17 protein-coding genes are annotated in these 19431 nt (G+C 63.2%); 7 read left to right on the top strand and 10 right to left on the bottom strand.

The features are described from left to right. Window positions 1-35 precede the first annotated feature (35 nt). Window positions 36-1511 carry a hypothetical protein gene (locus VNH11_03085; protein ID HVA45348.1) on the bottom strand — a complete coding sequence of 492 codons (1476 nt, stop codon included), beginning with the start codon at window positions 1509-1511 and terminating at the stop codon, window positions 36-38. A 386-nt stretch (window positions 1512-1897) separates the two neighbouring features. Here VNH11_03085 and kdsB point away from each other — a divergent pair, with 386 nt between their 5' ends. Both kdsB and VNH11_03075 read left to right on the top strand, forming a co-directional pair. Next, window positions 1898-2650, top strand: coding sequence for a 3-deoxy-manno-octulosonate cytidylyltransferase (kdsB, locus tag VNH11_03080; protein HVA45347.1), 753 nt, complete (start codon window positions 1898-1900; stop codon window positions 2648-2650). A gap of 332 nt (window positions 2651-2982) precedes the next feature. Continuing rightward, a complete protein-coding gene (locus tag VNH11_03075; GenBank protein HVA45346.1) occupies window positions 2983-3654 on the top strand; it encodes a hypothetical protein in 672 nt (223 codons plus the stop codon). 30 nt (window positions 3655-3684) lie between these two features. On the opposite strand, the gene VNH11_03070 is transcribed toward VNH11_03075, so the two are convergent. The 3 genes from VNH11_03070 to VNH11_03060 form a co-directional block, all read right to left on the bottom strand. Continuing rightward, window positions 3685-4134: a toxin-antitoxin system HicB family antitoxin gene (locus VNH11_03070; protein ID HVA45345.1), complete on the bottom strand. Its 450-nt coding sequence runs from the start codon at window positions 4132-4134 to the stop codon at window positions 3685-3687. Window positions 4135-4187: 53 nt separating this feature from the next. Beyond that, window positions 4188-4508 (bottom strand): hypothetical protein, encoded by a 321-nt coding sequence (locus tag VNH11_03065; protein HVA45344.1) that lies wholly within the window; start codon window positions 4506-4508, stop codon window positions 4188-4190. A 297-nt stretch (window positions 4509-4805) separates the two neighbouring features. After that, window positions 4806-7979: a tetratricopeptide repeat protein gene (locus VNH11_03060; protein ID HVA45343.1), complete on the bottom strand. Its 3174-nt coding sequence runs from the start codon at window positions 7977-7979 to the stop codon at window positions 4806-4808. A 179-nt stretch (window positions 7980-8158) separates the two neighbouring features. Here VNH11_03060 and VNH11_03055 point away from each other — a divergent pair, with 179 nt between their 5' ends. Next, window positions 8159-10042: a WD40 repeat domain-containing protein gene (locus VNH11_03055; GenBank protein ID HVA45342.1), complete on the top strand. Its 1884-nt coding sequence runs from the start codon at window positions 8159-8161 to the stop codon at window positions 10040-10042. Window positions 10043-10173: 131 nt separating this feature from the next. Here the strand turns inward: VNH11_03055 and VNH11_03050 are convergent, their stop codons facing one another. Beyond that, window positions 10174-11562 (bottom strand): hypothetical protein, encoded by a 1389-nt coding sequence (locus VNH11_03050; GenBank protein HVA45341.1) that lies wholly within the window; start codon window positions 11560-11562, stop codon window positions 10174-10176. 211 nt (window positions 11563-11773) lie between these two features. On the opposite strand from VNH11_03050, the gene VNH11_03045 reads away from it, so the two are divergent. Beyond that, window positions 11774-12841, top strand: a complete 1068-nt coding sequence (locus VNH11_03045) for an Ldh family oxidoreductase (protein HVA45340.1) — start codon at window positions 11774-11776, stop codon at window positions 12839-12841. After that, window positions 12838-13932, top strand: coding sequence for an LLM class flavin-dependent oxidoreductase (locus tag VNH11_03040; GenBank protein ID HVA45339.1), 1095 nt, complete (start codon window positions 12838-12840; stop codon window positions 13930-13932). Before VNH11_03045 ends, VNH11_03040 begins: the two co-directional genes overlap by 4 nt. Before the next feature lie 6 nt (window positions 13933-13938). Here VNH11_03040 and VNH11_03035 read toward each other — a convergent pair whose 3' ends face one another. Continuing rightward, window positions 13939-14328, bottom strand: coding sequence for a DUF1501 domain-containing protein (locus VNH11_03035; GenBank protein HVA45338.1), 390 nt, complete (start codon window positions 14326-14328; stop codon window positions 13939-13941). Between the two features lie 278 nt (window positions 14329-14606). On the opposite strand from VNH11_03035, the gene VNH11_03030 reads away from it, so the two are divergent. After that, on the top strand, window positions 14607-15629 hold the full coding sequence (locus VNH11_03030) for a cyclase family protein (protein ID HVA45337.1): 1023 nt from the start codon (window positions 14607-14609) through the stop codon (window positions 15627-15629). 26 nt (window positions 15630-15655) lie between these two features. Here VNH11_03030 and VNH11_03025 read toward each other — a convergent pair whose 3' ends face one another. The 4 genes from VNH11_03025 to phnC are packed head-to-tail and all read right to left on the bottom strand — an operon-like array spanning window position 15656 to window position 19180. Further along, entirely contained in the window at window positions 15656-16675 is a 1020-nt protein-coding gene (locus tag VNH11_03025) for a phosphonate dehydrogenase (GenBank protein ID HVA45336.1), read from the bottom strand. Then, on the bottom strand, window positions 16672-17487 hold the full coding sequence (gene phnE, locus VNH11_03020; GenBank protein ID HVA45335.1) for a phosphonate ABC transporter, permease protein PhnE: 816 nt from the start codon (window positions 17485-17487) through the stop codon (window positions 16672-16674). Before phnE ends, VNH11_03025 begins: the two co-directional genes overlap by 4 nt. After that, entirely contained in the window at window positions 17488-18360 is an 873-nt protein-coding gene (phnD, locus tag VNH11_03015) for a phosphate/phosphite/phosphonate ABC transporter substrate-binding protein (GenBank protein ID HVA45334.1), read from the bottom strand. Further along, window positions 18353-19180 (bottom strand): phosphonate ABC transporter ATP-binding protein, encoded by an 828-nt coding sequence (gene phnC, locus VNH11_03010; protein ID HVA45333.1) that lies wholly within the window; start codon window positions 19178-19180, stop codon window positions 18353-18355. The genes phnD and phnC overlap by 8 nt, the downstream gene beginning before the upstream one ends. A 56-nt stretch (window positions 19181-19236) precedes the next feature. Between phnC and VNH11_03005 the strand changes: the two genes are divergently transcribed. After that, complete coding sequence (locus tag VNH11_03005) at window positions 19237-19407, top strand: hypothetical protein (GenBank protein ID HVA45332.1); 171 nt, start codon at window positions 19237-19239, stop codon at window positions 19405-19407. Window positions 19408-19431: the final 24 nt, after the last annotated feature.

Here is a 19431-nt window from a genome sequence, read left to right as displayed (position 1 = left end):
CCGCTACGCGGCTGATGCGCCCGCTAGGCCAGCCTCTACTTTCCATACGCGCTTTTGCGCGGCATCTCGCGGGCGTTGGTGTCGCGCTCGATGCCGCCGCCCAGACCGCGATGGCCGGGCGGACGACGCACGCGGAAGAAACTGCTGACGTTGCCCGACGATACCGGCTGACCGCCGTCGCGCGCTTGCGGCGGCAGGTCGTTGGCGTTGCCGTGACGGCCGTAGACCAGCGTTTGCTTCTGGTTCTTCCAGCCGATCTGGTCGAGGAACTTTGGCACGCTGATCAATCGCACGCCGACCTGGAGGGCGTCTTTCTGCAGCTTGGTATAAGCCTTGCTGCCCACATTGCTGTCCTCGGGCGGCTGACCCTGAATGATGTATCGCGTGTTCTGGGTGATCTTGCCCACCTGCTTGCCGTCGGGCGCGTCTTCGGCGTCGACGGTGCCGCCGCTCATGTGGATCAGGTCCTTGACCATCTGGCGGTCGTCGAGGCCGTCGTTGTCGAGATCGATGCCGCCGATGATGGCGAAACCCTCCGAGCGGCCCGGATGCCACAGCGGCGTAAAAATTTTGTCGCCTTCCACCATCGGGTCGGTGAGCCGGTCTTCGGTGATGCGTGCTTCGGCAAAGTGCGGCCCGAGCAGCTCGACGACTTCGATGCGTCCTTTCGTCCGCTGGTGGTCGCCGCCGACGTCGTCGTCGCCCGCCACGACGCTGAACAGCGTCTGCGGGCGCAGACCGTCGGCCTGACCGACGTTGATGTAGGCGCTGCGCGTCTTTTGATCGACCCACACGATCTTGCCGTCGGGCACTTCGAAGCCGCTGGTCGGATCGAGTGCCAGGTTCTTCTCGTTGAGGTCCGTGTTGGCCATCGTGAGCTTCTTGTTTTCGGCGGTCAGATCGTCTTCGCGCTTCTTGCTCTTTTCGGTCAGTTCGGTCATGGCGTCGTTCTTCTCCGCCAACTGCCGCTTCAGGTCGTTCTGGTCTTCCAGCATCTGCTTGCGTTCGTCGTCGAAGGCTTTCTTGGCGGCGGCCAAGTCGGCTTCGGCTTTCTGAGCGTTGGCTTGGGCCTCGTCCACCTGTGTCTGCTTGGCGGCCTCGACCGTCTTGCGTTCGTCCTGCTCGCGCTGAATGGCTGTCCGTGCTTCGATGATCTCGGCCGTCTTTTCCTTCAGCGTGTTGGCCAGAAACTCCAGGGCGGGGCGATAGAACTGGCTCTCCTGCGGAACGGTGGTGGCGAAGTTCTTCATGTCTTCGCGATGGGCCTCTTCGACCTCGCTCAGCTTGGCCTGATCGCTCACGCCAATGATCTTGCGGAGCTTCTCCATCTCGGTGACGGTTTCGCGCAACGACTTGGTAGCGTCGGTGGCGCTTTTGGCGTCTTCGTGGGCCTTTTTGTCGGCTTCTTCATATTCGCGGAAGAACATGAAGGTGGTCACGCTCAGCAAAATGGTGAGCATGACGAAGATAATGAGGGCGATTTGCAGACCCTGGTTTTCACTACTGGCCATCGCTTGGCTCCTGTTATTGCGGCGCTCGCGCGCCTCTCTCGATCGGCCGGCGTGATTCCGCCGCCGGCGAGAAACGTTGGTTTGACGGACCTGCTCCGACCGGTCCAAAGTGCTTTCATCGGGGGGATGAGGCCGGCGTGGATCACCGACGCAGACCGAACGGCCTTGTCGGACTGACTGAGGTGCTGAATCTTGTCCGGCCAACAACCTTTGTTGAGTTTATACGGACGGCCGGGCAGTGTCAAAGGAATTCGCCCGCGGACGGTTTGGTATTGATCGTCGTCATCTCACAGCCCTTGCTCTTCGACCGGGATCCAGAATAAGTTGCCGGACGCAAGCAAGGCAAGACGGCGTTGTTCTCGGCCGGCAAATCACAGGGTATTTCCATGGCGAACAGCTTCATTGTCATTCCGGCCCGGCTGGCGTCGACGCGGCTGCCGCGCAAGCTCTTGCTGCGCGAGACCGGCAAGAGCGTCATCCAGCACACCTACGAAGCCGCCCGCCGGGCCCGGCGGCCCAGCGGCCTGTGCGTGGCGACCGATCACCAAGAGATTCTCAACGAGGTGCGGTCGTTCGGCGGGCAGGCCGAAATGACCAACCCGGACTGCGCCAGCGGCACCGATCGCGTGGCCGAAGTCGCACGCCGGCTGAGCCACATCGAGATCGTGGTCAACGTGCAGGGCGACGAGCCCGAGCTGGCCGGTGAGTCGATCGACGCGGCCATTGCCCTGCTGGAACAGCGGCCCGAACACGTCATGTCGACCCTGGCCACGCCCATCAGAACGCGCGAAAAGCTGCTCGACCCGGCCTGCGTCAAAGTGGTGTTCGACGAGCGCGGCCGCGCGCTCTATTTCAGCCGCAGCCCGATTCCGCACGCGCGCGAGTGGCACGACCGACTGCTCGATGCCGGTCCGCCGCTCTTCTTTCAGCACATTGGTTTGTACGCCTATCGCCGCGATTTTCTGCTCTCGATGTCCGACCTGCCGCCCTCGCGCCTGGAGCAAACCGAGAAGCTGGAGCAATTGCGCGTGCTCGAAGCCGGGCATCCGATCGCGGTCGCCGTGGTGCCCCAGGCCACGTTGGGCATCGACACGCCGCACGATTACGAAGCGTTCGTCGAACGCCAGCGCCGAAAGTAGTGGACCCTCACTTCACCTCGCCCGAAACGAGTGAGCAGGATGAACGGCAGAAATCGTCGCATCGAAGACGCGCCGCGCAGCTCGCAGAGCCTGACGCGCGATCGATTCGCGTTTCGTTCCGCCGCCAGGACGTGGACTTGGCTCTGGTCACCGCAGCGGCCGTGTTCAACTCGCCGGTCGCGGTTGGCGCGGCCGGCGATCGGCTCCCACCGCGACCGCATCCACCAAGAGATGCTCGACAGCCGCCGCCGATGCTCGGCCACTACCCTTTCACAACGCGCTCTGGCGCGGTTTAATGGCCGCCTGGGGTGCGGCTCGACGCGATCAAACCTATGAGCGACGAACAAACCTGGAATGAAGCATCGCGAGAGGAACTCCGCGCTACGCTTCGATCGGCCATCCTCGGTGAGCTTCGACTAGCAAAGCACGGGCACGAAGGCATCCTTCAGACCTGCCGTGAAGTTTACATTCAGGACGAATGTCCAGAGCGAGAATTGGAAACGTTTATTCAATTTGCAGCCCACGAGCTTGAGCGAGCCGCAACCTGGCTTGCATCCGAACAGGCCACATGGCCGGACGAGACGGATTGCGATCGCCTTGACCGCGTCGAAGTTGCCTTACGCGAACGAGGCATCCTTCTGTGGCAAGTCTCTCCCTGCTGTGACACATGCACCGGCGCCGAACTACCGGATCGGATCGAGGCGATCAACCGCCGTTATCCAGGCTTTCGCGACCGCGTAGGTGGCTATGCGTTTTTCATCGATCAGAATATGCCCCACATGTTGGCTGAAAACACCCATGTCTCGGTCTACTTGGCTTATGGTTGGTTTTCGTCCGACGACTCAGAAGTCGCTCATGACATCTACGAGAGGAACGCACTCGGCATTGCCCGCGAGGTTTGCGAATGCCTGCGCAACGAGGGATTCGAGGCCAATTGGAACGGAGATTTCGCTCGCAAAATTGGCGTCTCACTGAATTGGCAGCGTCGCACGATCCTTGACTAGACGGGGGAAATGGTGGTTTTCCGCTCGGCGCTACACGACCACCGCCGCGCGTAACTGGACGGCGAGCTTGGCGAGGCAAAGTTGATTGAGCGAAGTGCCTTCGGCCTCGGCCTCGGCGAGCAAGGCGGCGTGCAGCGATTTGGGAATCCGCAAGGTCGTCGTGCCGCTGGCCGTCGACATCCAATTGCCCACCGCCCCGACCGGATCGCCGTCGTCGTCGCGGGCCTGTTCGATCAGCCGCAAGATTTCCTGGAAGTCGCTGGTTTTCGCCAGGGCCGCTCGCTCGGCCTCGGTCGGGCACAACTCGGTCAGCTTTCCGCCCGGCCCAAACAAGGCGTTGCTCACCTCGATCCAAGTCAGCCCTTTCTGCCGCAACCGGCGCGCGTAACGCAGCGCGTCGGCCACCGGGCCGGCGCCCGAACTTCGCCGGCGATTCGTCCGACCGCGGTTTCCGTCTCGTGTCGCATTAGACCTGGTCATGGCCCATCTCCTTTCAAAAGCCCCGCCGTGAGCAGCCGCGTTGCGGCCGGCCCTCACTCGATTCGCAAGATCCGCACGCCGTCAAAGTACTGCACCTCGACGTACATCGCCTTCTGCCCAAGGTCGCGGCCGACCTCGGCGATCAATCGCTCGACTTCCGGCCACCGATCCGGTGTCGTCGTCACGACCAGTTTCCAGCATTCGTCGCGGTAATGCGTTCCGTCCGCCGGGTCGATCCAGTCGCCTTGCGTTTTCCCTTCGATCGTCGAGCCGCCAAAACGTTGCCAAAACCTGGCGATGATCTCGGCCCGCTGTCGGGCACTGACCCGACTTCCATCATTGCGCCTGGCTGGTATCAGCGTGGTGACCTTCATGACCCGGCGCCTTGTTGCGTGGAACCTTTCCAATGATAGCGTATATGCCATCAGTGTCAAGGTGTGACCTCGACCTGCACTTTCCGAAACGTCGGGACCAAGGAGAAGCCAAGGAGAAGCAGAGAAGCAAGACACCAGCCTGTTGCGCCGGTGGCGACGGGGCAGTGGTTTAATCAGTTTGCGAAGGGAGCGAGCTGGCGGAAGGCGTCAGGCAAAGGTCAATTCAAGTATTTCTGAACCCTAAACCCTCTACCCTGCCCCGGTAGCGCCGCCGCTTTCGCGGAGCGAAAGGCGACATTACTTAATCGCCTCGATCCGCTGCTTGGCCAGCGGCGCTTTCTCGCTGTCGGCAAACTTCTCCACGACTTCCTGATACGATTTGCGGGCCTGCTCCTTCTTGCCGAGCACCTCGAAGCAGCGGCCGGCTTCGTAATGAGCGTTGGCCTGCCACTGCGGATAGCCGTAGCCATAGGCCGCCTTGAAAAAATTCTTGATCGCCTCGGCGTGGTTCTTTTTCTCGAAGTAAATCTCGCCGATCATGAACCGCGCGCGGGCCGCCACCTCGCGGTCGGTCTTGGCCGTCACGCTTTCATACAGGGCCAGCGCTTGGTCGGGCGAACCAAGGTTCTGCCGGGCCCAGCCTTGTTCGTAGAGAATCTCGGCCAGATAGTCCGATTCCGGGAACTGCTTGGCCGCTTGTTCCAGCGCGGCGAGGCTGGCCTGCCACTCGTTGAGCTTGGCCTGCGCCTGGGCCGCGTGCAACAAGGCCAGCACGGCGAAGTCCTTGCCCGATGGGCCCGTCACTTGATGGTAAGCGGCGATCGCGTCGGCATATTTACCCTGCTTGAAGAGCGACTCGGCCTCCATGAACGCCGCGTCGGCGGCCAGCGTGCCCTGCGGCCAAGCGGCCCGCTGATAGGCGAAGGCTTGCTTCGCCTTGTCGAATAGCTGCTGGTGAAAATAGGCCCAGCCGAGCTTGTGGGCCGCTTTTTCGGCCAGCGCGCTCTTGCCTCCCTTCTGCATGGCCTGATAGTAACCGGCCGCCGCCGCGGCATACTGCTCGCGCTGATCGTCGGCCTCGGCCACGTGATACAGGGCCTCGGCCGCCAGGGGACTGTTGGCGTACTCCTTCGACAGCCGCCGGAAGACCTCGGCCGCCTCATCGGACTGGTCGAGCGACTTCAGCGCCCAGCCCAACTCGTAGAGCACTTTATCGGTGCCGGCATACTTCGTGTCTTCGGCCAGAATGGCGTGGAACGTCTTGACCGCCTGTGCGTCCTGACCCAGCCCGGCCTGGCACAACCCCAGCACGTACTGCGCGTCCGACTTTTCGCTGCCCGACGGTCCGGACTGCAAGAACGCCCGCACGTCGTCGATCGCCTGCTGGAACTGCTTGAGCTGCTCGCGGGCCAGCGCACGAGCATAGCGTGCCCGTGGCAGCAGCTCGCTGGTCGCGTACTTCGAGATGAGCGTGTCGAGCGTGACGGCGGCGGCCGCATAGTCGTGTTGGCTGAGCTGCGTCCAGGCCAGCCCGTAGAGCGCATTGGCCGCCAGCGGACTGCCGGAGAACTTCTCGATGACCTGCTTATATTCGGCCGCGGCGGTCGCCCAGTCGCCGTCGGCGTAGGCGTCTTCGGCCAGGCGGAAATGGGCCCGATCGAGCAGCGGGCTGTCGGCGAACTGCGAAAGAAGCTGTTCGAGATGCCCTTTGGCTTGCTTCGATTGGTTCAGCCGCCGCTCGGCGTAGGCCAGGGCCAGCAAGGTGTCGGGCGTATGCCGGCCGCGCGGTTCGGCGGCCAGTCCGGCGGCGAGCGTCTTCTGAGCGGCGTCGAACTGCTTCAGCTCGTTCTGGCTGGCGCCGACCAGATACGAAGCCTCGGCCAACAGCGGCTTATTGGCGGGCGACGCCAGCAACGGCTGCAAGGCGGCCACGACCTCGGCAAACTTCTTTTGCAAGAACAGCGCCAGCCCGCGGCGGACCTGCCAGATCGGGGCATCGCCGCGGCGCGGATGGTCTTTGAGCAACCGGTCGTAACGGGCAACCGCCTCGTCGTACTTGCCCAACTGCACGCTGCTTTCGGCCGCGATATAACCCACGTCGGCGGCCAGCTCTTTGTCGGCGTACTGCTTTTGAAACTCGCTGCTGTACTCCAGGGCCTGGGCGTGGTCGCCCACATTGAACGAAGCCAGCGCGGCCATATAAAGGGCCTGCGGGGCGAGCGGGTCTTGCGCGTGCTTGTGGGCCAACTCGGCGTAGGCGGCCGCGGCCTCGCGCCGTCGCGGCGGCTGGTCGTAAAGGGCGTCCGCTCGATCGAAGGCAAGCTGCACCGCGAACGACGTTTGCGCCGACCGCGGCAGTGCGGCATCGACGACGTTGAGCGCCTCGGCCGGTTGCCGCTCTTTCAGATAACTGCGGGCCAGCCAATGTGCGGCCTCGGCGGCGGTCGCTCCACCGGCGGCCAGCGAGGCGGTCAGTGTCTCGCGTGCTTGAGCGTACTTGCCCGCCAGGTAATCGCACTTGCCGGCGGCGAGCTGAGCGGCGGTGTTGTGCTTCGATTGCGGGAACTTTCGCGGCAGCGAGGCATAGAGCGCGGCGGCCTCGGCATACTTGTGCTGCTCGTAGAGCGCGGCGGCCTGCCGGAACATCGCCAGGCCGGCGTCTTGAAAACCGGCCCGGCCGGCGGCCGCGGCGAACCATTTTTCGGCCGGCCCAAACTGCTGCTGTGCGAACAGCGTCTCGGCCCGCCGCAACGTCACCTCGGCCGCATGCGGCTGGTTGGCAAACTGCTTTAGATAGGCGTCGTAGCTCGCGCCCGCCGCGGCCGGCTGGCCCAGCTCTTCTTGCGTGACGCCCAGGGCATACAGGGCTTCGGGCATCAGCGGACCGCTCTTGTGTTTCTCGACCACGTCGGAATAAAGCCGGGCGGCCTCAATTTTTTTGCCTTGGGCATAGAGGGCTTCGCCGCGGTAGAACGTGGCTTGGGCCACTTCCTTGTTCTTGGGAAACTTTTGGATCAGCGTGGCGAAGGTCTCGGCCGCCTTGGGATACAAGTCGGCCTGTCCGCCGACAGCCAGGTTGTACTGCGCCAGGCCAAGGTGCAGCATCGACGACGCCAAAAACTCCGACTTGGGATAATCGGCGACGGCCTTGTCGAAGGCGGCCAGCGCCTCGGCGTATTGCTTGTTCTTGAGGCGACAGATGCCGAGGTAATACTGTGCCCGGTCGGCCCGCGCGTCGCTGGCGTAGGTCTTGAGGAACTTGGCCCATTCGTTCGCCGCCAGACCGAATTGCTCGCGGTTCTGCAGGGCCGCGGCCGCGGCAAATTGACGGGTGGCCGCGTCGCTGCGCGGGGGCGGTTGCCGAGCGGCGGCCGTGCGCGAAAGACAGCTACCTAAGAGCAGAGCCCCGACCGACGTTAGGCAAACGACGATCGCCAGATTGTCCCTCGCCCCGATTGTCGCTTTCGTCACGCGGGCTACCTCTTTGTCGCAGGCCGAAACAGTGCAAGTTCCGATTATCCCCAAAGGATAGGTCGCTTGCCAAGCGAAAGTTACACGAGGGCCTGGCCCATGCCCCAACTCCATGACGACGGCATTGCGGCCCTGATCGCCGGCGACCAAAATGGACGGTGTACTGCGAGGAGCACCTTATGGCCCAAGTCGAAAGCCCGCCGACGAAAGTCACGCTGATCGATCTATCCGTGCGGCTGTGGGACACGGCCAGCGGCCGGCAAGTGGCGATGGCCTCGCACGATGGCTTTCAGCGCGTGGTGCCCATGCACGATGGCAAGCGCCTGGCCGTCTCAATCTATAGCGGTGTTGGGCATGGACTGAAGCTTTACGATATTTCCCAGCGGCGGTTTCGCCTTGTCGACAGCATCGCCGAAAGCTGGTTGCCAGCCGTCTCACCCGACGACAAATGGGCCGTAATGTTCGACTCCGTTGGTTTGCGTACTCACTTGTGGAACTGCGAGACAAAACGGTCTGCCTACACCTTTCCTGCCAATTGCGGCATGAGGGCAGCGTTTTCGCCCGACGGACAATGGGTGGCAATTGACCGAAGAGATGCGCCCGAATTACAACTATTTGACGTCACACAGCGACGCGCCGCTCGCACGCTCACCGTAAATGTCGGATGTTATTGGCCGGCCGCCTTCTCGCCGGACGGCCTTCGCATGGCCGCGCACTGCGACGACGGGGCGGCCCGGATCTGGGACGTGGCAACGCTACGCGAGCTTTGCAAACTGCCGGACAATTCATGGGTGTTCTGGCTTTTCCTTGGCACGGCCGCCGCCTTCCTGGCATGGAGCGTTGCGTGGGTCCGCGCACGCCGCGGCGACGCGCCATCGTGGCAGCCCGCCGTCGATGTCGCTGTCATCGAAGGGACCGTATTCGGCGTGTTGCTTCTGCGCATTGCGAGCACATACTACGACGAGCGAGGCCTCGCACGCGCGGAGATCGCCGTTGGCTTGGGCTTGACGGCCGCGCTGGTCATGCTGCTCGTCGTCTGGGCCGTGCTGGGAAATGCTCGATGGCAGTGTCGCCTGCCGGGCGCGATCGTCTCCTTGGCGGTCGGCTGGATGGTCACTTTCGCACTCTCGCGAGACGGGGGGCAGCAATGGGACATCGTCGTGAGCGGCGCGGCGGTGTTGGCCGGATTGATCGCGGCATTCGGATTCCTGCGATCGCGGGGGTGGAGCGTCGTCAAGTTTGCCGCTCCCGACCCGCGCGCAAGCGGACCGCCTGGGCGCACAGCAACGTCGCGACAATTCGGAATCAAAGACCTGGCGATCTGGACCGCCTCCCTCGCCTTGCTTTTTGCAGTGGGACGACGTGCCACTCCGCAACCCCTGACCGCGGCCGGTTCCTTCTTCTTAGCGGTCACGGGACTCGAGCTGGCTGTTGTGATCGTCGTATCGTTCTGGACCGGCCTCGGCGGCTCGCGCCTGATTCCACGATTGGTGACGGTGTCCATCATGACCGTGCTGTGCGGCTCGATTCACGCGGTCTGCTTCCGTTCGTGGACCTTTCTGCCCTGGCTCCGTTTGTGGACCTTTCTGCCTTGGCGGTGGACCTTGGCTTGGTGGTGGTCGGCGACGGCAAGCTCTACCTCATCGACGAGCTGGGAACACTCACGGTGGTCAGCTCCCAGGCGAACTGGCGGATTCTCAGTTCCAGCGATTTCGGCGAGAACTCCTACGCCACGCCCGCCATCTGCGATGGCCATATCTACCTCCGCACCGCAGGCCACCTGTATTGTTTCTCCACGTCGTTGGCAGTATCGCCGCAACCAACATCGCCTCGTGGAACGCATGATCGACCATTACGCCGGCCGTGAGCACGAAGGGATCGACCTCGTGCCGGCTTACGTCAATCTTGATTGCCGATGGAGCTATCCAACCGAAACCGCGCCTGGGAATGTCGGCAGCCGCGCTGAAAACCTTCGCCAGAACAACGGCGTCCATCCCGCCGCGGCCGGCTACACTCAGATTGGCGACTCGCTTTTCGCGTGGTTGAAGTCGGTGAAACGATAACCGATTGCGGGCCGTCCATGCGGAAAAGATCATCGACCGACCACAGCGGCTTTGTCGGCTCCTGTGCGGCCGACGGAAACGTCCCGGTTCCGATCAACAGCAAGAGTGCGGCCCGCCAATAGCAAGCTCGGCTAGTTGTTTTCAGGGAGCACCTTCTTGAGAGCGTCGTGAATGCGCTGTTCGCTGCCCGGCCCGGCCCAGCGCCAGTCGTGATTGAAGCGGTCGCGGAAGGCGGCGTCCGTCGGAATGTAGCCGGGCCAGCATTCTCCGTAGCCGATCGAGAGCACGAACGAATCGGGCGACATCCTCTGCGCCAGCAACTGATATTCGACGAACGCTTCGCCCGGAAAGAGCACGATCTTCGCCCGGCCAAAATCGATGCAGGGCAGGTCGATCTTCTCTCCACGGGCCACGCGGTCGAGACGGCTTAGGCCCATGGCCGCCAGGATTCGATCGGCCGCTTTCGCCCGTTCATCGGCCAGCGTCCTTTCGAGCGCCTGCCGCGTGAACGCTTGCCCTTCGTGAAACGGCAAATCGAAAGAAGCGGAGCGAAAGGCGACGCTTTCCAATCGAAACCGCTCGGTTGCCGCCCAGGATTGCTTCATGGCCTGATAGATGCGGTCGGCCAATACCTGGCGCATCAGCGGCGTGCCGTCGTTGTACTTGCCGGCCGTTACATCACCGCTGCAGCCGGTGACGTAGATTTGCGGCACCTGGGGCTGGTCCATCGAACGGCGGCGACGGGCCAGCCCGACGAAGTCGGCGCTCACGCCGCCGCGGCCATAGTAACTCATGGGATGCGTCGCGTAGGCGTGCAGTGCCAGGATCGGCGTCTCGCCCCGCCAGAAGCTGATCGTCTTCAGATACGGATCGATCTCGCCTTCGGGCGCCTGGCTCAAGAAGGGGTCGCCTCCCGAAGCGCTATAACGGTTCCAGCTTACCAGTCCGTCGGGCGCGACGACGCGGCGGTTCGACGCGACTTTTTCGACTTGGGCCTGGCCGATGCCGACGTGGCTGACCGGCCGCGGCGATTTCAGGCTGTCGGCCAAGGCCCGCACGACGCGACCAATGCACTCGTTGTGGAAGGCCGTATCATAAAGCTCGCCCTTCAGCCCGACCTTGTCCAATAACTCTTGGGCGCCGCTGTCGGCCACCGGGGCGTCGTGCTGGTGCAGCGAGCAAACGAGCACCCGTTCGCGGAGGGTGCCGGCGACCGCAGCCAGGGCATCGCGCCATTCGTCGTAGGCGCCGTTGCGGACCTCGCACCAGTCGAGCGCCAAGAGTACGATCGGCTTTTCCGGCCCGAGCAAAACAAAACCGTGCGCATCGAGTGGGTCCTCGATCGTGCGAGTCTTGGTCGGCAGAATGCCCATCGAGCGGTGGCCCAAAGGCACGGTGACATCGGCCGAGAAGGCAGCGATGGAGTACGCTGGCGACTCGGCCGCGAAAAGCGGTCCAGAGCAAAGTCCGCCGATGCTCACCAGACAGATAAAGAGGGCGTTCGCGGCCGGAACGTTCATGGGCAATGGTTCATGATGACGCGGGTTATTCACGGCCTATTGTAACCGGTTCAAGTTCCGTTTTCCTGGGCAGCCGCTGTGAGACGACGAGGTCGACGCCACCTCCGCGCGCCAACCATCGTTGCCGTCGCCGTTTGTATGGCGGGCCGAGCGGAATTCAATACAATGCAGTCCGATCAAAAATTACCGACGACCGGCCGTCGCAGTGCTGATGAATCGCCTCTATCCAAGTCAATCCGTATCGCAGCTCGGCGTCGCCTTGATAACGGCGGCCGGGGCCGGCCATCGTGAGGCACGGACGGCGATTGTCTCGCTGATCGCCAGTAGCTTGATGGGCCACGACTCGCACGGCGTACTGCGCATTCCTGAGTATCTCGAGGCGATGGCCGAAGGGACGATCCTTCCCGACGCGCCGCAGGCGGTTGAACACACGGGAGGCTCGACCGCGGTCGTCGATTGCGGCCACGGATTCGGTGCCGTCGGCGCGGAACAGGCCGTTCGCGTCGCCGTCGAAATCGCCCGCGGGCAACGCGCCGCCTGCGTAATCACGCGCCGCTGCAATCATGTCGGCCGGCTGGGAGCCTGGGTGCAGCTTGCGGCGGATCAGGGCTACGTCGCGCTGGCAACCTGCAACTCGCCCTTGCACGGGCACTTCGTGCTCCCCTGGGGCGGGCGCGAGGGACGTTTGGCTACGAATCCCATCGCCTATGCGGTACCCACCGGCGGCGACCCGGTCGTTGCCGACTTTGCAACGTCGATCGCTCCGGAGGGCAAGATTCGCTTTTACCGCAACGAGGGCAAACCGCTGCCCGACGGCTGGATCGTCGATGCCCAGGGCCAACCGACCAACGACCCCAATCAGTTCTATGGTCCGCCGCGCGGCGGCCTTCTGCCGCTTGGCGGCCCCGCCGGGCATAAGGGATTTGCCCTGAGCCTCCTGGTCGAGTTGCTGGGCGGCGCGCTGGCCGGCATCCGCTCGCAAGACACCACGGTCACAGGCAACGGCGTCTGCTTCGTGGTCATCGATCCTTCCGCGTTTTGTCCGCTGGCGGAATTCCGCCGGCTGGTGGACGAAACGATCGCCTACATCAAGTCATCGCCCCCTGCGCCGGGCTTTACCGAAGTGCTGGTGCCCGGCGAACTCGAATTCCGCACGATGCGCAAGCGCCGGCGCGACGGCATTCCGGTCGATCCCGCGACGCTCAAAGCGTTACGACTGCACGGGGAGCGGCTGGGCGTCGACGTCGACGGGTTCCTTGAACAACGAGACGCCACATGAATGCTTTGCGGCTGGGAATGTTCGTGATGCCGATCCACGATCCGGCCAAGCCGTTGGCTCAGTGCATCGACGAAGACCTCGAGCTCGCGGTGAAGTGCGAAGAACTGGGCTTCGACGATTTCTGGGTCGGCGAGCACCATTCGTCGAGCGTCGAGAACATCGTCATGCCCGAAATCTTCCTGGCGAAGGTGCTCGGCCTGACACGGCGCATCCGCGTCGGTCCGGCCCCGGTCTGCTTGCAATATCATCATCCGGCCCACGTGGCCGGGCGGCTGGCGTTTTTGGACCATTTGTCGCACGGCCGGCTCAACGTCTGTTTCGGCCCCGGCGCCATCCCGACCGACATGGAGGTCTTCGGCGCACAACCGAGTGATACCGGCGCTCGGGTCGCGGAGTCGATCGACATGATTCTCAAGCTGTGGGAAGGCAAAGTGCCGATCGAGATGACAGGCCGCTTCTGGCAGGTGAAAATGAAGGACCACCTGCACCTCGACTTCGGCGTGGGGCACCTGCATCAGCCACTGCAGCGGCCGCATCCGCCGATCTATGTTCCCAGCATCAGCCGCGCCTCGGCCGGCCTGGCGAAAGCGGCCGAGCGGGGCTTCCGGTTCATCAGCCACCATCTGCTTCACGCGGGCGCACTCAAAGATCAATGGCAGACGTACGCCCAAGCCGCAACGGCGGCCGGCCGCCATGCACAGCCCTCTGACTGGGCCATCGCCCGCAACGTATTCGTTGCCGACTCGACCGCTGAGGCGCGGCGTCTGGCCAAGAGCAATTCGCTCGGCTCGTGTATTCAGTATATTCTCGACCTGACCAAAGCGACGAACCCGCGGGGAGTCGCCATGTGGAAACGCGACGACCGGCAGGCCGAGGCCGACTGCACGCTCGACTACTTCATGGAAGAGGTGGTGATCGCCGGCGACCCCGAGCATGTCACGCGCCAACTTTTGGAATTGCGCGAGAAGATCGGCCCCTTCGGCGATCTGGTTCTGACCGCCCACGACTGGGACGACCGCGACCGCTGGATCCGTAGTCTGGAATTGTTCGCCGGTGAGGTTGTCCCAGCGTTGCGAAAAGCGATTGGCTGACCCGCACTAGGCCAACAATTCGCGCACAACATTCCCCTCCGTCAAACGGACCGGCCGGCCGGCGCGGTCGGGAATCGCAGTCTCCACCGGGTCGAAGCCCATCAGATGATACACGGTCGCCAGAATATCGTTGGGATGCGTCGGGCGGATCACGGCATACGCTCCCTGCCGGTCGCTCGCTCCGATCACTTGCCCGGTTTTGATTCCGGCGCCGAAGAACATGCCCCAGTACGCACCGGCCCAGTGTTCACGGCCGCCGCCGGGCGTGTTCGCAATCGTTGGCGTCCGGCCATGCTCGCTGATCACGAGCACCAGCGTTTCGTCTAACATGCCGCGCGATTCCATGTCGTCAAGAAACGCCGGCAAAATCTGGTCGAGCTTCGGGCAGAAAGGTATTCCAGCACCGAGCCGAGATAGGGCTGATGCCGCGGGTCATTTCCGTCGGCTTCGATGGCGGGGAGCGACTCTCGCAAGCCCGACAACGCCATCGAAACGGCGTGGTTGGGCGATACCCAACCGCAGAACATCCCGCCGGGTGACGCCCTTGTCGCCGTGCATGCGAGCGGCTAAATCAGCGAGATGATGAGGTTGAAACATGATGTTGGGCAAGTGAAGATGTCAACTTACGGGCTTAACGGGTCATTTTACAACATCTCTCGTCGCGGAGAACTGCCATGAGTCGTCAACACACTTGCCTCGATTGGATTATCCTGGCCTCGGCCAGTTTCCTTGCGGTTTCGTTGGCGCGGCCGGGCTGCGCCGATGGGCCGGCCCAAACAAGCGTCAAGAAAGATCTCACGAAGGCTGACATCGACGCGATGATGACCTCGCTCTCAAACTGGGGGCGGTGGGGCCAGGAAGACCAGCGCGGCACGCTGAATCTCATCACTCCGGCAAAGCAGAAGGCAGCCGTCGCCTTGGTGCGCGACGGCGTCACCGTTTCTCTTGCGCGGGCCGCGATCAAAGAAGAGGCGGACGGCTCGCCTGCGTTCGAACACAAGATCGTAGCGTTGCCGAAGCCGGGCGACGAGATCGCTTACGCCGGAGACGAATTCGCAGTGCGCTATCACGGCTTTGCACAGACGCATCTCGACGGTCTGTGTCATCTGATCTACAAGGGCCGGATGTATAACGGATTCTCCCAAGATGTGCTGACCGTCAAGGGCGCCGGCAAGCTCGGCGTGGAGAATTTCAAAAGCGGAATTCTTACCCGGGCGGTGCTGATGGATATGCCGCGTCACCTCGGTGTGCGTTACCTTGACGGGAAACGGGCCATCTATCCGGAAGACCTGGAAGCATGGGAGAAAAAGTCGGGTGTCAAGGTCGAAAGCGGCGACGCGGTGCTGATCCATACCGGGCGCTGGGCGCGGCGCGAAGTCGAGGGACCGTGGGACGTGATGAAAGGCTCGGCCGGCTTACATGCCTCCTGCCTGCCTTGGCTCAAGCAACGCGACGTGGCCCTCGTGGGCAGCGATCTGGCGCTGGACGTCCTTCCGTCGGGCGTCGAAGCCTTCCCGCAGCCGGTCCATTGGGTGTGCATCGTCGCGATGGGTATGCCGATTCTCGACAACTGCGACTTCAAGCAGTTGAGCCAAGAGGCCCATGCTCGTAAGCGGTGGTCGTTCCTGTTGACCGTTGCTCCGCTGACCGTCGAGGGAGCGACAGGCTCGCCCGTCAATCCGCTGGCGACGTTTTAGCGTTCGTCTCCCTCCACATTCGTGGTTCACCGCGGCCGATTCACGGCGCCGGGCGGCGCTTGGCCGCGGATGACCGCGAGAATGTTGTCGGCAGCCTCCAGTTCGATTTGTTCGCGGACCGAATCGACCGCCGAACCGAGATGCGGCGTGAGCACGGTACGGTCGATCTCCGCAAGCAACGCCGGCTCGATTTGCGAGGGCCTTGCCGGCCGCGACTGGTCTTCCGTTTCGTAGACGTCGGCCGCGAAGCCGGCCAGCACGCCCGATTGCAGGGCGCGCGCTACGGCCTGTTCGTCGACCACCGAGCCGCGGCCGACGTTGATAAGAAAACTGCCGGGCTTCATGCGGGCCAGCGCGGCCTCGTCGAAGGCGTGCAGATTGTCGTCGGTCAGCGGAGCCGCGACGATCAGATAATCGCTCTCGGCCAACAGCTCGTCGAACGGTACGTATCGCAGGCGCAGAGCAATTTCCTTCTCAGGCGGCAGGGGCCGCGGGTCGTAATAGACGGTCCGCACGCCAAAACCGCCCATGCGTTCGGCGATGGCCTGGCCCACGGCTCCCATGCCATAGAGGCCGACGCATTTGCCGGTCAGGCCCGTGCCATAAAGAATCGGCCGCCAGCCGCGGAACGGCCCGGCACGCATCAGGCGGTCGCCGGCGACGATGTTGCGAGAAAGGCTCAAGACGAGGCCGATGGCCAACTCGGCGGTGGGGATGGTGAGCAGGTCCGCCACGCGCGTCACCCAGACTCCGCGCTCGGTGCAGGCGGCGACGTCGATGTTGTCGAAACCCTTGAACGCACCCGCGATGATTTGCAACTGCGGGCAGGCCGCCAGGAAGTCGCGGTCGATATGGTCGGTCATGAAGGCCATCATCGCCGTGGCGTCGACGGTGCGGCGGCTCAGTTCATCAGGCGCAAGAATCCGGCCGCTCTCGTTCACGTCGACGTCGCACTCGGCTTGCAGCCGCTCGATGACTGAGGCATGCACGCGATTCGTGACCAATACCTTGGGCCGCGCCGAGGCGGTCTCTGGCCGTTCGCTCATTTCAACTGCCGCCGCAGAGCACTGCTCATCATGTCGATCGCCACCACCATCACCAGCACGACGAGCAAAATGGCCGAGACCTCGCGGTATTGCATGATCCGCAACGAACCGATCAGCTCAAAACCGATGCCGCCCGCTCCCACCATGCCCATCACCGTCGAGGCGCGGAAGTGGTATTCCCAGCGGTAGATGGTGACGCCTGCCAACAGCGGCATGATCTGCGGCAGCATGCCGTACCAGATTACTTGCAGCGGGCCGGCGCCCACGGAGCGAAGCGCCTCGACCGGCCCCGGATCGACCTGCTCCAACGCCTCCGCATAGAACTTGCCGACCATGCCCACCGAGTGCAGGCCCAACGCCAGCACGCCGGGCAACACGCCAAATCCGACGGCCGCCACCAGCACGATGCCCAAAATCAGTTCCGGCACCGCACGCAACAGGTTCAACACGCCCCGAGCGGCGACGTAAGCGGCCGGGTGCGGCGTGGTGTTGCGGGCGGCGAGCAGCGCCAAGGGAACGGAAAGCACCACCGACAACAGCGTGCCCGAAATGCTCATGGTCAGCGTGTCGGCCAGCGGTTTGATCCAGCTTGGGGCATGGCTGAAATCAGGCGGCCACATTTCGCCCAGCAGCTTCGCGGTGCTGGGCACGCCCTCGGCGATGCGGCGCAAATCGAACAGCCCCGAGTGCCAGGCCGAAGCGACGACCACCAGCGTCGTCGCCGCGCCGGCAATGGCCGTGCGCAGCCAACGCTGCCGGTAACGCTCGAGAACGGTGTCGCGGGTAATTGAAGGGATCGCGTGGGCGTTCATCTACAGCGGCTTCGAGAGATCGAGATTCAATACTTTGGCCAGCTCGCGAATCGAGTCGTAGTCGGCGTCGGTGACGGGAGCGAACCCTTCGGCCTTGAGCGGCTCCAGCACTTTCGGCTCGTGAAGATCGTAGAACGCTTGCTTGATCCGCTGCTTCAGGTCGGCGGCCAGGTCGGCCTGCATCACCCACGGATATTGTGGAAAGGGTTTTGACTCCGCGAGGAGCTTTACCTGGTCCGGCTCGACGACGCGGCGCTCGATGAGCGAGTCGTAGATCGGCTTGCTCAGGCCGCCGGCTGGGGCATTGCCGCGGGCCACGTTCATCAACACCGCGTCGTGGTTGCCGACGAAGACTTCCTCATAATCGCGGCCCGCCAGCAGGCCCTCGGCGGCCAGCATCGACTTGGGAATCAAGTGGCTGGAGGTCGACGCCTTGTCTCCGTAGGCCATCGTGCGGCCCTTGATGCCGGCCAGCGATTCGATCGCTTCGCCCGCGTTGGCCACGATCACCGATTGGTAGGTTGTCGATCCTTGCTGCAGCTTGGCCGCGAACGGTTCGATGTCGCACTTGCTCTTGCAAAGGCAATACGACAACGGCCCGAAGTAGGCCACGTCGATTCGCCCGTGCCGCGTGGCCTCGATCATGGTCGAATAGTCGGTGGTCACGACCAGCTCGACCTGCTTGTCGAGCCGCTGCTTGAGATATTCCTTCAGGGCTTCGTTGTCTTTGATGATCGTCGCTGGCGATTCATCGGGCAACAACGCCACTTTGAGTACATCGGGATTGCGTCCTCCGGCCGGCACAGGCCTCTGTTGGCCGCACCCGGCAAACAGCACGGCCGCCAGAAACGTACATGCCGCTCGACTAATCATCTTGCACCAGCATTTCGTGTTCGAAGCTTTCGACGGTTTTCGACGTGCCGACGGATGGTGGCGAGGCCGTCAAGTCATCGGCACTCACGGGCACGGTCCGATAGATTCGCGTCAGGTCGTCGCTCGACAAATCGCCGGCCGTCCCGTCGAACACGATGCGGCCCGATGCGAGTCCCACGATGCGCTCGGCGTAGCGGCGGGCCAGTTCGAGCTGGTGCAGACTGACGATCGCCGTCAGTCGTTGGGCTCGCTGTATCTCCTGCAAGAGCGCCATGATTTGGTCGGCGGTTTGCGGATCGAGGCTGGCCACGGGTTCGTCGACCAGCAACAACCGCGGCTGCTGCGCCAACGCCCGAGCAATGCCGACTCGCTGGCGCTGGCCGCCGCTCAGTTCATCGGCGCGGCGCAGGGCCTGATGGGCCAGCCCAACGCGCTCGAGGCAATCGTATGCCAATTCGACGTCGGTCCGCGAGAACGGCAGCCCGATGTGCCAGGCCGGGTAGCGGCCGACGCAGCCGAGCAGAACATTATCGAGCGCCGTCAGGCGCAAGATGAGCTGGTGCTGCTGAAAGACCATGCCGGTCTGCCGGCGATGCACGGCCAATGAACGCCGGTCGCCGAGTCTGCCGATGCCTGCCACCGTGATCGAGCCGGCCGACGGCCGGACCAGATAGTTGATCGCCCTGAGCAGCGACGACTTTCCCGCCCCCGACCTGCCGAGCAGCACCAACAGCTCGCCTCGGCGCACTGTCAGCGAAACTGACGAGAGCACCGTGCCCGCATTAGGATAGGCAACGCTAAGATCCTTGATTTCAAGCATGCCAGGGCGAGTCACCGCGAAAAACGAGTGGAAGTAGGTCAATTTAGGGACTGATTATGAGCGTTCGATTCGGAAACCGTTTAGAATCGGCAGTCGACCTCAATCCGACCAATCCGGTGCTTTGGCCCGATCAAGGATGGCTGCTAGTCCTGTTCGGCGAAGTCGATAAGGCCGCTTCGACGTCGCGGCCTTTGGTGGCGAAAGACGCTGAGCCCACGCCCGATTGATGGCTTCGGCGATCAGTACAGCGG

The sequence above is a fragment of the Pirellulales bacterium genome (genome assembly GCA_035533075.1).
Lineage (GTDB): Bacteria > Planctomycetota > Planctomycetia > Pirellulales > JAICIG01 > DASSFG01.
Note: the sequence above shows the minus strand (reverse complement) of the source record. Positions and strands in the feature narration are given on the sequence as shown.